General features: G+C 67.8%; 13 protein-coding genes. 2 read left to right on the top strand and 11 right to left on the bottom strand.

Features of this window, described 5'->3' with window-relative positions:
- Window positions 1–431: 431 nt before the first annotated feature.
- From tyrS to ABFP37_RS01950, 4 genes are all read right to left on the bottom strand, one after another.
- Window positions 432–1,745, bottom strand: a complete 1,314-nt coding sequence (gene tyrS / locus ABFP37_RS01965) for a tyrosine--tRNA ligase (protein ID WP_078026491.1) — start codon at window positions 1,743–1,745, stop codon at window positions 432–434.
- A gap of 106 nt (window positions 1,746–1,851) precedes the next feature.
- Window positions 1,852–4,080 (bottom strand): AAA family ATPase, encoded by a 2,229-nt coding sequence (locus tag ABFP37_RS01960; RefSeq protein ID WP_078026490.1) that lies wholly within the window; start codon window positions 4,078–4,080, stop codon window positions 1,852–1,854.
- A gap of 115 nt (window positions 4,081–4,195) precedes the next feature.
- Complete coding sequence (locus ABFP37_RS01955; RefSeq protein ID WP_347032564.1) at window positions 4,196–4,753, bottom strand: adenine phosphoribosyltransferase; 558 nt, start codon at window positions 4,751–4,753, stop codon at window positions 4,196–4,198.
- 47 nt (window positions 4,754–4,800) lie between these two features.
- Complete coding sequence (locus tag ABFP37_RS01950) at window positions 4,801–5,487, bottom strand: DNA-3-methyladenine glycosylase (RefSeq protein ID WP_347032563.1); 687 nt, start codon at window positions 5,485–5,487, stop codon at window positions 4,801–4,803.
- A gap of 223 nt (window positions 5,488–5,710) precedes the next feature.
- On the opposite strand from ABFP37_RS01950, the gene ABFP37_RS01945 reads away from it, so the two are divergent.
- Both ABFP37_RS01945 and ABFP37_RS01940 read left to right on the top strand, forming a co-directional pair.
- A complete protein-coding gene (locus tag ABFP37_RS01945) occupies window positions 5,711–7,234 on the top strand; it encodes an AlkA N-terminal domain-containing protein (protein ID WP_347032562.1) in 1,524 nt (507 codons plus the stop codon).
- The gene (locus ABFP37_RS01940; RefSeq protein WP_078026486.1) at window positions 7,231–7,791 is read left to right on the top strand and encodes a methylated-DNA--[protein]-cysteine S-methyltransferase; all 561 of its coding nucleotides are present in this window, start codon (window positions 7,231–7,233) and stop codon (window positions 7,789–7,791) included. Before ABFP37_RS01945 ends, ABFP37_RS01940 begins: the two co-directional genes overlap by 4 nt.
- Before the next feature lie 45 nt (window positions 7,792–7,836).
- Here the strand turns inward: ABFP37_RS01940 and ABFP37_RS01935 are convergent, their stop codons facing one another.
- From ABFP37_RS01935 to argB, 7 genes are all read right to left on the bottom strand, one after another.
- Window positions 7,837–8,574, bottom strand: a complete 738-nt coding sequence (locus tag ABFP37_RS01935) for a maleylpyruvate isomerase family mycothiol-dependent enzyme (RefSeq protein ID WP_347032561.1) — start codon at window positions 8,572–8,574, stop codon at window positions 7,837–7,839.
- A 233-nt stretch (window positions 8,575–8,807) separates the two neighbouring features.
- A complete protein-coding gene (gene argH / locus ABFP37_RS01930) occupies window positions 8,808–10,247 on the bottom strand; it encodes an argininosuccinate lyase (RefSeq protein WP_078026485.1) in 1,440 nt (479 codons plus the stop codon).
- 5 nt (window positions 10,248–10,252) lie between these two features.
- Complete coding sequence (locus ABFP37_RS01925) at window positions 10,253–11,458, bottom strand: argininosuccinate synthase (protein WP_078026484.1); 1,206 nt, start codon at window positions 11,456–11,458, stop codon at window positions 10,253–10,255.
- Window positions 11,459–11,570: 112 nt separating this feature from the next.
- Window positions 11,571–12,107 carry an arginine repressor gene (locus ABFP37_RS01920; protein WP_078026483.1) on the bottom strand — a complete coding sequence of 179 codons (537 nt, stop codon included), beginning with the start codon at window positions 12,105–12,107 and terminating at the stop codon, window positions 11,571–11,573.
- Window positions 12,108–13,151 carry an ornithine carbamoyltransferase gene (gene argF, locus ABFP37_RS01915; protein ID WP_347032560.1) on the bottom strand — a complete coding sequence of 348 codons (1,044 nt, stop codon included), beginning with the start codon at window positions 13,149–13,151 and terminating at the stop codon, window positions 12,108–12,110.
- Window positions 13,148–14,422: an acetylornithine transaminase gene (locus ABFP37_RS01910; protein WP_347032559.1), complete on the bottom strand. Its 1,275-nt coding sequence runs from the start codon at window positions 14,420–14,422 to the stop codon at window positions 13,148–13,150. The genes argF and ABFP37_RS01910 overlap by 4 nt, the downstream gene beginning before the upstream one ends.
- Window positions 14,419–15,378, bottom strand: coding sequence for an acetylglutamate kinase (gene argB, locus ABFP37_RS01905; protein ID WP_078026480.1), 960 nt, complete (start codon window positions 15,376–15,378; stop codon window positions 14,419–14,421). The genes ABFP37_RS01910 and argB overlap by 4 nt, the downstream gene beginning before the upstream one ends.
- Window positions 15,379–15,394: the final 16 nt, after the last annotated feature.

Genomic DNA, 15,394 nt, shown 5'->3' with positions numbered 1-15,394 from the left:
AACCAGACCACACCACGGGGTGGCGCAACCTGGCAAATTCAACCAATTCATATAAAATAAACCGGTATCAACAAACTTGGCACACTATTGAGTTCTCAAACAACAGACACATTCGAATACTTCTCGAAACAATTAGCAATTCAATCCGCTAATTTATTTGTTCCGCATTTCTTCGCTGCGATGTTTATAGCTTATTTCATTCATATTCACTTTGCAAATCCGGGTTATTTTCCCGATATTCACTTCCGTAAAACGAATCCGCCCAGCACCATTAAAAGCTTTTCTTCATTCAGTGCTTTGAACATGAAGAATTGCTTCTCAGTGAAGGGGGTTTGTCACCACTCAGCGGCGGCGACTCAGAAGACATTACACGCTCCCCCGCGGCCGTGCAAATCGGCTGCGGAGGAGCGTGCGATGCAGGGATCGTGGTGCTAGTTACCCGATACCTGCACGGTGGCCAGGTTCTTTTTGCCCCTGCGCAACAGCAGGTATTTGCCGTGCAACAGCTCGGACCGCGGTATCACGGCGTCGGGGTCTGACACCTTGGCGTTATTGACGTACGCGCCGCCTTCGCCAACGACCCTGCGCGCGGCCGACTTGCTCTCCGACAACCCCGACGCCACCAGCAGATCAATGATCCCCAGGCCGGCCCCGTCCACTGCCGCCGACGGCAGCTCGGACGTCGCCGCTGCGAGGGTCTGCTCATCCAGCACCGACAGGTCCCCATGGCCGAAGACCGCGGCCGATGCCGCGATGACCTTCTCAGTCGCTTCGACGCCGTGAACCAGCGAGGTCACCTCGTAGGCAAGCTTGCGCTGGCCCTCGCGTGCAAAGGGACGTTCGGCAACGGACACCGCAAACGCCTCGATCTCGGCGCGGCTGAGGAAGGTGAACACCTTGAGCCGGTCAACAACATCGGCGTCGGCGGTGTTCAGCCAGAACTGGTAGAACGCGTACGGGCTGCACATGGCCGGATCCAGCCAGATGGCATTGCCTTCGCTCTTGCCGAACTTGGTTCCGTCGGCGTTGGTGATGAGCGGCGTGCCAAGCGCGTGCACGGTCTTGCCCTCCACCTTGCGGATGAGTTCCGTGCCGCTTGTCAGATTTCCCCACTGATCGGATCCCCCGGTCTGCAGCAGGCAGCCGTAGTCGCGGTAGAGCTGCAGGTAGTCCATCCCCTGCAGGATCTGGTAGCTGAACTCCGTGTAGCTGATGCCCTCGTCGGAGCTGAGGCGCGACGCCACGGCATCTTTGCGCAGCATAGTGCCCACGCGGAAGTGCTTTCCGATCTCGCGCAGGAAGTCGATGGCGCTCAGCGGCGCCGTCCAGTCAAGGTTATTCACCATGCGGGCCGCGTTGGCGCCATCGAAGCTGAGGAACCGCCGCACCTGTGCCTGCAGGTAGCCCACCCACTCGGAAACTGTGTCCTTCGTGTTAAGGGTGCGTTCCGCCGTCGGCCGCGGGTCACCGATCAGGCCCGTGGAGCCGCCCACGAGGCCAAGGGGCTTGTGGCCCGCCAGCTGAAGGCGCCTCATGAGGAGGAGTTGGACCAGGTTTCCCAGGTGAAGGCTCGGGGCCGTGGGATCGAACCCGCAGTAATACGTGACAGGGTCCCCCGCGAGGAGTTTCTCCAGTTCCACCTCATCGGTGGACACGTGGACAAGTCCGCGCCATTTGAGCTCCTGCCAAACATTGGCGAAGCTGGGGTCGTTCTGCTGGGATTCGAGGTCGTTTAGGTGTGACACGCCTTCTAAGTTAGCAGGATCGGCGGCCCGCGGCGGCCCCGTGTCAGCGCACCGGGCGCCCGTCATCAGGGCCGGCGACGGGTGCCCGGAACTGCTCCGGACAATCTCAGCGTTCGATGCCTGCCGGAATGCCCGCGCCCGCGATCAGCCGGAGCCGCTGCGTCGGCCGGGTCATGGCCACGTACAGATCGCCCACCCGGCCGTGTTCGTGGTTCAGCATGGCGGACGGTTCCAGAACCACGACGCCGTCGAATTCCAGTCCCTTGGCTTCCCGGGGGCTGATCACCACGACGTCCTGCTCGTAGCTGCCGGCACCGGTGCCGATCCGGCGGCCGTAGACCGCGCGCAGCGCGGCGGTGGCCTCGCCAAGAAGCTCGCCGTCGGCAATCACGGCCAGCAAGCCGCCGTCGATCGCGTCCAGTTCGTCCGGAAGGACCTCCACGAGCCGGCTCACCAGGCTGCCCGGCTCCACGCGGTCGATGATGGGCGACCAGCGGCCCTCCCGGACCGCCTTGGGAGCGGACACCACGAGGCCGGCCGCGTTAGCCATGCGGGCAGCTGCCTCGGCGACCTGCGACGGCGTCCGGTAGTTGACAGTGAGTTCCTCAAGCTGCCAGCGGTCGCCGAACAGCGGCGCAAGGGCGCCCTGCCACGAATTTGCGCCAGCCACGGAGCTGGTCTGCGCGATGTCCCCCACGATGGTGAAGGATTTCAGCGGGCAGCGGCGGACCAGGAGGCGCCACTGCATGGGTGACAGTTCCTGCGCTTCGTCGACCACTATGTGGCCGAACGCCCACGTGCGGTCGGTGGTGGCGCGCTCGGCTGCCGTCAGCCGGGCCTCCCGCTCCTGGTTCTGCTCCACGAGTTCCTCGGCAGACATCAGGACATCCACGCCGGCGGTCTCCATGTTGACCAGCGTCTGCCGGGCATTGGCCAGGTCGCGGGCGCGGTCGTGTTCCTGCTGGGCGAGTCCGCGGCCTGCGGCGGCATCGAGTTCGCCGAGGAGCTCTGCAGCCTCGTCGAGCAGCGGAACGTCGGATTCAGTCCACGGCGCGTCCGGGGCGCGCAGCAGCAGCTCGCGTTCCCGTGCGGTGAGCTTGGGCGTGCAGGCTTCCAGGATGGCGGGCTTGCTCAGCAGTTCGCTGACCAGCTTCTCCGGCGTCATGGGCATCCAGCACAGGTTCAACGCGATGCGCACGTCCCTGGCCGTGCGGACGTCCTCGGCGAGGTAGGAGCGGTCGGCATTGTTGCCGATGCTTCCCGCTTCCACGAGCTCCGTCATCTGCTCCGTCAGTTCCCGCAGGAGGATCTTGACGAAAGTCACGCGGGCCTCGTTGTGGGGCTTTCCGGTGGAGCGGGCGCGTTCCCGGGCGCGGCGCACCTGGCGCGGCGTGAGGACAAGCTTGCGCCCGTCAACTTCCAGAATGCGGTTCTCGGCGGGAATGCGCTGCCGGTTGGCCACAGCGTTGGCAATGACATCGGCCATGTCCAGCCGGCCCTTGATGGCAGCAACGTCCGCCTCGGGCTCAGGGACGGCAATGATGCCCGGCATCAGCCTGCCGAGGCTGGCCATCACCACGCCCGTTTCGCCCAGTGACGGGAGGACCCGTTCGATGTATTTCATGAACGACGACGACGGCCCCACCAGCAGGACTCCGGCGGTCTTGAGCCGGTCTCGGTGGGTGTACAGCAGATAGGCGGCACGGTGGAGGGCGACGGCGGTTTTTCCGGTGCCCGGCCCGCCCTGGACCACGAGGGCCCCGGAGATCGAGGAGCGGATAATGCGGTCCTGCTCGGACTGGATGGTGCCGACGATGTCCGACATCCGGCCCGTGCGCTTCGAGTTCAGGGCAGCCAGCAGCGCGCCCTCGCCCTGCAGGGAATCCGAGTCGGCCAGCATGTCGGCGTCGAGGACGTCGTCTTCAATGGCCTTGACGTCACGGCCCTGGAGGATCAGGTGCCGCCGTCGGCGCACGCCCTGTCGGTCGAAGGCCGTGGCTTGGTAGAAGTGGCCGGCCTCCGGCGCGCGCCAGTCCACCATGAGCCGGACCAGGTCCTCGGTGGTCAGTCCGATCCGGCCAATGTACTGTGCCTCACCGGAGTCGAGGTCAAGCCGCCCGAAGACGAGGCGGTCGTCGACGGCGTCCAGCTGTGCCAGGCGGTCCTCGTAAAGGGCCGCAAAGGCGTCGCGTTCGGAAACGTTCTGCATGGTGCCCACGGCACCGGCACGGCGAACCTGCGCCAACTGGGCACGCTTTTCAGCGCGCAATTCATCAAGCCGTGCATACAAACCGGCAACGTAGGCCCGCTCGTGGGCCAAATCGGCGTCGTGCATTTAGACGTTTCCCCTATCGCAAAAGACAGACCGTCCATTCTACAACCATTTTGAAGAACATGGCGGCGGTGGCCGTGGCTGCCGCCGGGCGTGACCGGCGGCAGCGTGGCGGACGCTAGAGGCGGAGCAGGGAGCGCACGCGGTGCCCGGCCAGGGCCGAGCGTCCGCGCAGTTCCCCGAGTTCCATAACCACACCCACCCCGGAGACGTGGACGCCGCAGCGCTCGAACAGCCGGGCCGCAGCGCCGAGGGTGCCGCCCGTGGCGAGGACGTCGTCCAGGATCAGTACGCGGCTGCCCGCTGCCAGGTCCGTGGTGTGCAGCTCGAGCGTGGCCGTGCCGTATTCCAGGGCGTAGTCCTCCGAGAATACGGCGCGGGGCAGCTTGCCGGCCTTCCGCACGGTGATCACGCCTGTTCCCGTGGCATACGCGGCCGCGGCGGCGAGCAGGAAACCGCGGGCTTCGACTCCGGCCACGGCGTCGAACTGCCCCTTGAAAGGTTCCACCAAGGCGTCCACGATGGCCCGCAGCGCCCCGCCGTCGGCGAATACGGGAGTCAGGTCCTTGAACATGATCCCCGGCTTGGGGTAGTCCGACACGGTGGCGCAGAGGCTGCTGATCAGTTCGTCCACGGGGACGGATTTCGGGGCAGGGGTTGGTTCGCGCTGGTTCACCCGTCAAGCCTACGTCGGTTGGCCCGCCAAACTTACTGCGCAGAAACCTATTGCGCGGAACGGACCTTCGCCGCCTTGTAGCGGGACACAGTGGGGTCGCCGGTCAGCCAAAACCGCCACGGGTAGTCGTGCGATCCGCCGTCGCCGGAGACGCCCACCCTGGGGCCGGAGCTGACATCCACGGCGGGAACCGGGGGAAGCTGCAGCCCGAACGGAGCGCTCAACGCGTCGCGTCCGCTGTCCGCCGTTGTCAGGCCGAGGGCGAGGGCGAGCCGGGCCGGGCCGCTGGCCAGGTCCCGGGCAGATTTCGACGTCCTCCGCCGCACCAGCGCAGCCTCCCGGCCGGCCACCACCTCACCGGCGCGCAGCAGGACGGCGGAGGCGTGTCCGGCCGGTCCGCACACGATGTTGGCGCAGTAGTGCATCCCATACGTGAAGTAGACGTAAAGGTGTCCCGCCGGGCCGAACATGGGGGCGTTCCGGCGGGTGGGGCCGCGGAACGTATGGGAACCGGGGTCCGGATGCAGGGAATCGCCCGGACCCATGTAGGCCTCCACCTCGGTGAGCCGCACGGAGACCGGGCCGTCCGGGGTGTGGTGGGTCAGGACTGCGCCCAGCAGCAGCGGGGCGATCTCCCGCGCATCGCCGGACAATACCTCCCGCACACGGTCCTCCGGCACCGGGTCCTCCGGCACCGGGTCCTCCGGGACCGACGGGCTGCTGCGAACGGTCATGCTCCGACTCTACCGAACGCTCCGCGGAGGGGCCTGCGTGCCGGACTGGCCCGGTTTTGAGCCCCCGCGGGCGGAACGGTGCTCCGGGCCGCCGGGGGTTGGCCGCAAACACGGGCCAGTCCGGCAGTGCGGGCGCCGAGCCGGTTCGGCCGCACGGCAGCCCACCCACGCCCATGTCCGATTTCCGCTAGCCCTGCCTCCTGCCGGCTGGCAGGATGGGTTCATGGACTTTTGGCAGCGCTACCGCGCAATCGATGCGCGGGACACCCGTTTCGACGGGCAGTTCTACACGGCGGTGCGGACCACGGGCATCTATTGCAGGCCTTCGTGCCCGGCCAGGACGCCGAAGGCCGAGAATGTCACCTTCTACGAAACGTCGGCCGCAGCCCACGACGCCGGTTACCGCGCCTGCAAGCGCTGCCTGCCCGAAGCTGTGCCGGGAACACCTGCCTGGAACATCCGCTCAGACATCGCCGGCCGCGCCATGCGGCTCATCAACGACGGCGTCATCAACCGCGACGGCGTGGAAGGCCTGGCCGCGCGCCTGGGCTATTCGTCCCGGCAGCTGAACCGGATCCTCAGCCATGAACTCGGCGCCGGTCCCCTCTCCCTCGCCCGGGCCAGTAGGGCGCAGACCGCCCGCACGCTGCTGGTGTCCACGCCCATGAAACTCGCGGACATCGCCTTTGCCGCCGGCTTCAGCAGTGTGCGCCAGTTCAACGAGACCGTGGGCGAGGTGTTCGACATGACGCCGACCGCCCTGCGGGCCACCGCCCGCCACCACCCGACACCGGCGGCCAGCACAGCCCTGACCCTCAATCTTCCCTACCGCGAACCGTTCGATCCGGGCATCTTCAGTTTCCTGGCGGTCCGCGCCATCCCGGGGATCGAAGCCGGAACGCCGGTTTCCTACGCCCGCTCACTGAAGCTGCCGCACGGCGACGCACGCTTTCGGGTGGATTACGACGGCGACGCCCCGGGCCGGCCGCTGGTTCTCACCATCGGCGCGGTGGACCTGCGGGATCTCCCGTCGCTGCTGAGCCGGGTCCGGCGGCTCTTCGACCTTGACGCCGATCCGGTGGCCATCGACGCTGCGCTGGGCGCGGATCCCCGGCTCACGGCGGCGGTCGCCTCCGCTCCCGGGATCCGCATGCCCGGTGCGCTGGACCCGCAGGAGCTCCTGATCCGCGCCATGATCGGCCAGCAGATCACGGTGGCCGCCGCCCGGACGGCACTCACGCAACTCTCCGCGGCCGGCAGCCCCAGCATGACGGCCGGCGACGGGCTCGACCGGCTGTTCCCGACACCGGCACAGATCGCCGAGGCCGGCGGCGAACTGCTGCGCGGACCGAGGCGAAGAATAGAATCACTCGTGGCAACCGCCCAGGCGCTTGCCAGCGGGGACTTGGATCTGGGGTACGGGGATGACCTGCCCGGGCTGCGCGCGAAACTCCTGCCCGTGCCGGGGGTGGGACCCTGGACGGTGGGGTACGTCGCCATGCGCGTGATTGGCGCCCCGGATGTCTTCCTGGCCAACGACGCCGCCGTCCGCAACGGAATCCGAGCCCTTTCCGGCGGGGACGGTGCTGGCGGGGACGGTGCCGGCTCAAACAGCACGGCGCCGACGTCCGATTTCAGTGAGGTCAGCCCGTGGCGGTCCTACGCCACGATGCACCTCTGGCGCGCCGCCGCTGCCGCCCCCAAAACCACTGCCAAGACCGCACAGACAACGAAGGCGATGACATGAAAGCCCAGTTACTCACCATGGCCACACCGGACGGCCCGTTCACCATCATTGCCCGGGACGGCGTGGTTCTTGCGTCGGGCTGGACCGCGGACACCGGCCAACTGACCGGTCAGATCCATCCGGAGCTGCTGCCCGAGACTTACGACACGGTGGACGATCTCGGCCCCATTTCCGCGGCCGTGGAAGCTTTCTACGCGGGCGATCCGGCGCCCGCAATGGGCGTGCCGGTGCTGCAGAAATCAGGGCCGTTCCGTTCCCACGCCTGGGACGTACTGCGCACCGTCGGTCCTGGAGCCCCCGTCACCTACACCGAGTACGCGGAACTTTCAGGCAACGCGAAGGCAGTCCGTGCGGCCGCCAGCGCGTGCGCCCTCAACGCCGCGGCACTGTTCGTGCCGTGCCACCGGGTGGTCCGAACGGACGGCACGCTCGGCGGCTTCCGTTGGGGGCTCCGGGTCAAGGAAAGCCTCCTGGCCCGCGAACGGGAATCGCTCACGGCGCATGCCCGCCCGACGGACTCACTCCCGGCGGAACGTCAAATAGCACAGGTGCGCTAGGCCAGGGCCAGCACAGGTGCGCTAGGCGAAGACGCCGGCCGGGCCCTACTGGGACGCCGGAACTCCCGACGGCCACGGCAGCAGCTTCGGCAGGTCCACGCCGTCGGCCGCCGCCGAGGCGCGCAGGCTGCCGAGTGACGGTTCGCGGCCTGCGAGCCAGGCCGCGATGTCGGTGACCATTCCGCTGATGACCGTGGAATGGCCGCCGGTACCGATGGCGACCGGCGGCAGGCCGAGGGGCTGGAGCACGAACTTCTGTCCTTCCGGCACACGGGCCGACAGGAAATCGAAGAGGTGTTCGCAGAACTGCCTGCTCCAGGTTTCCGGCCCGCGCCCGGCGCCGAGGTCTGACGCATGGATCACGAGTTCGCGCCACAGGGCCTGGCCGCCGTCGAGCACCACTCCCCCGCGGTAGGAAATGGGGACCTGCCAGCCGCCCGGTTCCAGCGAGTCGAACGCCCGAAGGGCCCGTTCGAGCGCTGCGGCGAGGTCGCGGCGGTGTTCGTCGATGCCATGGCCGGCAGCTGCTTCGATGGCACTCGTGCGGCCGTCGTAGCCGCCGTCGTAAAGCTCCACCGTTTCACCGCGGGATGCGAATTCAAGCTGCCGGGCCATGGCATTCGAGATGCCGGTGGTGTGCGCCAGCACATGTCCGCGCGTCCAGCCGGGGAGAAGTGAGGGCGCCGGGACGTCTTCCTCGGTGAGCTTTGCGGCGAGGGAGGCAACGACGTCGGCCGCGTGGTGAAGTTCGGCGAGAACCGTGTCAGGTGTGATTGCGGTCATACGGCAATCGTAGCGGACAGTTAATCGGCCTTAACGCAGGTCCCGCGGCCGGCCGGGGCCGTAGAAATGCCTGATGTGCCGGCGGTCGTGCCGGGCCTGCGGGGAGCTTTCGGCGGTAGACCCCAACGCTCTCTCAGTTGTTGCATGAATATCGGCCACGCTCTCTCACTTTCTTGCGGAAAGTGAGTGAGCGCTGGCGAGAAAGCTGCAACAACTGAGAGAGCGTGTGGCTGTCAGCCTGCGTACCCGCGGACGCCGGCTAGCTCGCTTTCCAGCGCGGCAAGCTGGCGTTCGACGGCGGCCGGCGCCGTCCCGCCCTGCGAGTTCCGGCTGTTGAGCGAGCCTTCCGTGCTCAGGACAGTGCGGACCTCGGGCGTGAGGTGCTCGGAGATGGCCGCGTACTCGGCATCTGTCAGGTCCCACAGCTCGACGTCGCGGCTTTCGGCCTGCTTCACGGCGGCACCCGAGAGCTCATGCGCCTCACGGAACGGAACACCCTGGCGGACCAGCCATTCGGCGATGTCCGTGGCCAGCGCGAAGCCCTGCGGAGCCAGCGATTCCATTCGTTCGGTGTTGAACGTCAGCGTCGCAATCATGCCGGAGACTGCCGGGAGCAGGACCTCCAGGGTGTCGGCGGCGTCGAACACCGGCTCCTTGTCCTCCTGCAGGTCGCGGTTGTACGCGAGCGGCAGTCCCTTGAGCGTGGCCAGCAGCCCGGTCAGGTTGCCGATCAGGCGCCCTGCCTTGCCGCGCGCCAGCTCCGCCACGTCCGGGTTCTTCTTCTGCGGCATGATCGAGGAACCGGTGGAGTAGGAATCGTGCAGTGTCACGAAGGAGAACTCCTTGGTGGCCCACAGGATGACCTCCTCCGACACGCGGGACAGGTCCACGCCGATCATGGCGGTGACCCAGGCGAACTCGGCGAAGACGTCGCGGGAGGCGGTGCCGTCGATCGAGTTGTGCGTTGCCGAGAAGAAGCCCAGGTCGGCAGCCACGGCCTCCGGGTCAAGGCCCAGCGAGGAGCCGGCGAGGGCACCCGAACCGTAGGGCGAAACCCCGGCGCGCTTGTCCCAGTCGGCCAGCCGCTGCACATCGCGCAGCAGCGCCCAGGCGTGGGCCAGCAGGTGGTGGCTGAGCAGGACCGGCTGGGCGTGCTGCAGGTGGGTGCGGCCGGGCATGGCCACTCCCTGGTGGGCCTTCGCCTGGTCCACCAGCGCGTCGATGGTGGCCAGGACGCCGCGGGCGATGATCCGGGCGTGGTCGCGCAGGAACATGCGGCCGAGGGTGGCCACCTGGTCGTTGCGGGATCTCCCGGCGCGGAGCTTGCCGCCGAGCTGGGTGCCGGCCCGCTCGATCAGGCCGCGTTCCAGCGAACCGTGCACGTCCTCGTCGGACTCCGCCGGCAGGTAGGCGCCGGAGGCGACGTCGTCGTCCAGCCGGCTCAGGGCGTCGAGCATGCCTTCGAGCTCGGCGTCGTCCAGCAGCCCGGCCTTGTGCAGCACGCGGGCGTGCGCCTTGGACCCGGCGATGTCGTAGCGGGCCAGCCGCCAGTCAAAGTGCGTGGACTTGCTCAGGGCGGCGAGGGCGTCCGCGGGGCCGCCGGCGAACCGGCCGCCCCACAGTGCGCCTGTATTGGTCGCTTCGGACTTCTGGGTTTCGACAGGCTCAGCCATAGGGATTACTGTCCTGCAACGCGGATGTCGCGGCCGGAGGCAACCTTGGCGGACATGCCCCACAGCTCGATGAAGCCGCGGGCCATGGACTGGTCGAAGGTGTCGCCGGTGTCGTACGTGGCGAGGTCGAAGTCGTACAGCGACGTCTCCGAACGGCGTCCGTTGACGATAGCCTGGCCGCCGTGCAGCACCATGCGGATGTCGCCGGAGACATACTTCTGGGTGTCTTCGATGAAAGCGTCCAGTGAGCGCTTCAGCGGGGAGAACCACTGGCCGTCGTAGACCAGCTCGGCCCAGCGCTGGCCGACAGTGGCCTTGAAGCGGGCCTGCTCGCGCTCGATGGTGATGTCCTCGAGGTGCTTGTGGGCCGTGATCAGGGCCATGGCGCCGGGAGCCTCGTAGATTTCGCGGGACTTGATGCCGACGAGGCGGTCCTCGACGACGTCAATCCGGCCCACGCCCTGGGCACCGGCGCGGCGGTTCAGCTCCTTGATGGCCTGCAGCGGGGTGACCTTGACGCCGTCGATCGCCACCGGCACGCCGGCTTCGAAGGAGATGGTGACCTCATCCGGTGCCGGCGGGAATTCCGGGGCGGCGGTGTAGTCGTAGATGTCCTTGGTGGGGGCGTTCCAGATGTCCTCGAGGTAACCGGTTTCGACGGCGCGGCCCCAGACGTTCTGGTCGATCGAGTACGGGTTCTTCTTGGTGGTCTCGATCGGCAGTCCCTTTTCCTCGGCGAAGGCGATGGCCTTGTCGCGCGTCAGGGCGAGGTCGCGGACCGGGGCGATGCACTTCAGGTCCGGGCCGAGGGTCTGGATGCCCACTTCGAAGCGGACCTGGTCGTTGCCTTTACCGGTGCAGCCGTGGGCCACGGTGGTGGCGCCGAATTCGCGGGCGGCCTTGACCAGGTGCTTGACGATCACCGGGCGGGAGATCGCGGACACCAGCGGGTAGTGGCCCTGGTAGAGCGCGTTGGCCTTCAGCGTGGGCACACAGTATTCGTTGGCGAACTCGTCGCTGGCGTCGGCCACGTAGGCTTCGACGGCGCCGCAGCCCAGCGCGCGCTGGCGGATGGTCTCCAGTGATTCGCCGCCCTGCCCGACGTCGACCGCCACGGCGATGACCTCGGCGCCGGTGGCTTCACCGATCCAGCCGATGGCTACGGAAGTATCGAGGCCACCGGAGTAGGCCAGAACAATACGCTCAGTCACTTGAAATGCTCCTTAGTTGTTTTGATGATCATGCTTGTCTGAATAAATTCGCCTGAAAAAGCCGCCCGGTGAAAGCCTTTCACACCGACGCACGCGGCCGGCAACTGGCCGGCTACTGGCCGGCGCCGGCTTCCTCGGCGAGCCGCAGGAACCGGGCCGCGAGCTCAGGTCCACCCAAGGGATCCCGGGCAACCAGCAGCACAGTGTCGTCCCCCGCTATGGTGCCCAGGATGGACGGCATGACGGAATGGTCGATCGCGAGGGCGAGGAAGTTCGCCGCCCCGGGAGGCGTCCGCAGCACGGCGATGTTCCCCGATGCCTCGGCAGTCACCAGGAGTTCCCCGCACAGCCGGGCCAGCCGCGCGTCGAGGATTTCCTGGCTGACCCCGCTCTTGGCAGCGCGCTCCCCGCCCTCACCGGGGACGGCGTAAACCAGGACCCCCTCCTTGCCGCGCACGCGGACCGCGCCGAGTTCAACGAGGTCCCGCGACAGCGTGGCCTGGGTGACCTGCACGCCGTCGTCGGCCAGCAGAGCGGCGAGCTCCGCCTGGGAGCGCACCGATTCGCCCGTCAAGATGGCGGTGATCCGCGCCTGGCGGGCTGTCTTGGTGGCCGGGCTCGCGCCCGGCGACGGGGGCTGGACGGACAACTAGGCCTGCCCTGCCCCCGGCGCCAGCCCGTCAACCGGCGCCAGCCCGTCAACCGGCGCCAGCCCGTCAACGACTGCCAGCCCGGAGCGGTGCATGAGCCAGGCCATGAGCGCCTTCTGCGCGTGCAGGCGGTTTTCGGCCTCGTCCCACACGATGGACTGCGGGCCGTCGATGACGCCCGCCGAGATCTCGTAGCCCCGGTACGCGGGCAGGCAGTGAAGCACGACGGCGTCTTCCGCCGCCTGTGCCATGGCGGCCTCGTCGACGGCGTACTCACGGAACAGCTGCAGCCGGGCTTCCTTCTCCGCTTCCTGGCCCATGGATACCCAGGTGTCGGTGGCCACGACGTCGGCGCCCTTGAGTGCTTCCGCGGCGTCCGAGGTGATCAGGACCGAGCCGCCGGTGTCGGCGGCGCGCTCCTGGGCGGCGGCCACGATGCCGGCGGCGGGCAGGTAGCCTTCGGGGCCGGCGATCCGGACGTGCATTCCGGCGGTGACACCGGCCAGCAGGTAGGAGTTGGCCATGTTGTTGGCGGCATCCCCGAGGTAGGCCATGGTGAGCCCCTTGAGTTCGCCCTTGTGCTCCTTGACGGCCAGGAGGTCCGCCAGCAGCTGGCAGGGGTGGTAGTCATCGCACAGGGCGTTGATCACGGGAACCCGGGAGTTTTCCGCCATCGCAACGAGCCCGGAGTGTGCGCCCGTCCGCCACACGATGGTGGAGACCATGCGCTCCAGCACCCTTGCAGTGTCCTCGACGGATTCCTTGTGGCCGATCTGCGCTTCGCCGGGGTTGATGATCAGGGCGTTTCCGCCCATGTCCGCCACCCCGGTGGCGAAGGAAACCCGGGTCCGGGTGGAGGTCTTGTCGAAGATCACGGCCACGGTCTTGCGGCCGCTGCCGTCCGCGGCAAAGGGCTGGACACTGTACGGCGCCGCTTTCATGCGGACGGCCAGTTCGAGGACTTCGGCCTGCTCGGCAGGGCTGAGGTCGGTGTCCTTGAGGAAGTGGCGGGTCATGGGTTTGGGAGTCACTGCTGCAGTCACTGTGCTTCCTTTGCGGTTTGCAGGATGGCCGGAAGGGCGGCCAGAAAACGGTCTGCCTGGTCTTCCGTGAGGATGAGCGGCGGGGCCAGGCGGATGGTGCGCGGCCCGGGGCTGTTGATGATGAAGCCGGCGTCGAGCGCGGCCGTGACGGCGGCGGGGGCAACGTCGGCGTCGAGGTCGAAGCCGATCAGGAGTCCCTCGCCGCGGACTTCCGTGACGCCGTCGACGCCGGCCAGGGCAGCGCGGAGGTGCTCGCCGACCGCCCGGACGTTGTCCAGCACGTGCTGGCTTTCGACGGCGTGCAGGGTGGCCAGGGCCGCGGCCGTGGCCACGGGGTTGCCGCCGAAGGTGGTGCCGTGCTGTCCGGCGGTCAGCAGGGACGAGGTCTTCTCGCCGAACGTGATCAGGGCTCCGATGGGGAAACCGCCGCCAAGGCCCTTGGCCAGGGTGACGGCATCGGGGACGATCCCGGCGTCGTCGCTGGCCAGCCATTTTCCGGTCCGGCCGATGCCCGTCTGCACTTCATCCAGGATCAGCAGGGCACCGGCCTGGGATGTGAGCTCGCGGGCCGCCTGCAGGTAGCCGGCCGGGAGGGGCCGGACGCCGGCTTCCCCCTGGATGGGTTCGAGGAAGACCGCTGCGACGGTATCGTCCACGGCGTTGCGGAGGGCTTCAACGTCGCCGAACGGAATGTGGACCACGCCGCCGGGCAGCGGTTCGAAGGGCGCCCGGTACGCTTCCTTCGCCGTGAGGGCCAGCGCCCCCATGGTCCGGCCGTGGAAGGCGCCCTCGAGCGCGATGATCCGGGTCCTGGGTTTGCCGTCGGGACCGGCGGAATTCCGGCGGGCAAGTTTGAAGGCGGCCTCATTGGCCTCGGTGCCGGAGTTCGTGAAGAAGACCTTCGAGCCTGACGGCGCCTTGCTCAAGGCCAGGAGCTTCTCGGCCAGGGCGATCTGCGTGGGGCTGGTGAAAAAATTGGAAACGTGCCCCAGCGTGGCCAGCTGGCTGGCGATCACGGACGTCACGAACGGGTGGGCGTGGCCCAGGGCGTTCACGGCGATGCCGCCGAGCAGGTCCAGGTATTCCTTGCCGTCGGCGTCCCAGACCAGGCAGCCGGCTCCGCGGACCAGGACGCGCTGCGGCGTGCCGAACACGCCCATGAGCGAGGACGAATAGCGGGCCAGCCATTCCGCGCCGGCATGGCCGCGTGTTTCCACCAGCTCGGCCACCGGGGATTGCTCAGCGACTGCGGATTGTTCAAAGTTGCTCATGCGTTCGTCTCCTCGTCCGGGACCACTTGGGTGCCGATTCCCGCCGTCGTAAATGTTTCAAGCAGCATGGAGTGGGCGAGGCGCCCGTCCACGATGTGCGCGCGCTCCACCCCGCCGTCGACCGCCTTCAGGCAGGCCTCCATCTTGGGGATCATGCCGGATTCGAGCGACGGCAGCAGGTCCCGGAGCTCGGAGGCCGTCAGCGACGAAATCAGCGAGGAACGGTCCGGCCAGTCCGCGAACAGGCCTTCGACGTCGGTCAGGATCACCAGTTTCGAGGCGCCGAGTGCCTCGGCCAGCGCGGCGGCGGCTGTGTCCGCGTTGACGTTGAGGACCTGCCCGGTGGTCTGGACGCGCTGGGACCCGCCGTCGGCCCCGCCGTCGTCGAAAATCTCCGGGGCCACGGTGGAGATCACCGGAATCCGGCCGGCGGCCAGGATGTCGACGATTCCCTCCGGGTTCACGCCCACGACCTCGCCCACCAGGCCAAGGTCCACCTCTTCGCCGTCGACGACCGTTCCGGTGCGGACCGCGCGCAGCAGGCCGCCGTCCTCGCCCGACATGCCGACGGCGTACGGACCGTGGGAGTTGATCAGGCCCACGAGTTCGCGGCCCACCTGGCCGGTGAGGACCATGCGCACCACATCCATCGCCTCGGGGGTGGTGACACGCAGGCCGCCCTTGAACTCGGATTCGATGCCCAGCCGGCTCAGCATGGCGTTGATCTGCGGGCCGCCGCCGTGGACCACCACGGGGTGGATCCCCACGTGGTGCAGGAACACGACATCCTCGGCGAAGGCACGGCGGAGTTCATCGTTGACCATGGCGTTGCCGCCGTACTTGATCACCATGGTGGTTCCGGCGAAGCGCTGGATCCACGGCAGGGCCTCGATCAGCGTGCCGGCCTTGTCCTGGGCATCACTCATGGACGTGGTCTCGCGGGTCTGGGTGTTCATGCGGGCTGTTCTCCAG

Origin of the sequence: Burkholderia sp. RS01 (assembly GCF_039748055.1) — a bacterium.
Taxonomy (GTDB): domain Bacteria; phylum Actinomycetota; class Actinomycetes; order Actinomycetales; family Micrococcaceae; genus Arthrobacter.
The sequence above is the reverse complement of the archived record's forward strand: the minus strand, read 5'-3'. Positions and strand labels throughout refer to the sequence as shown.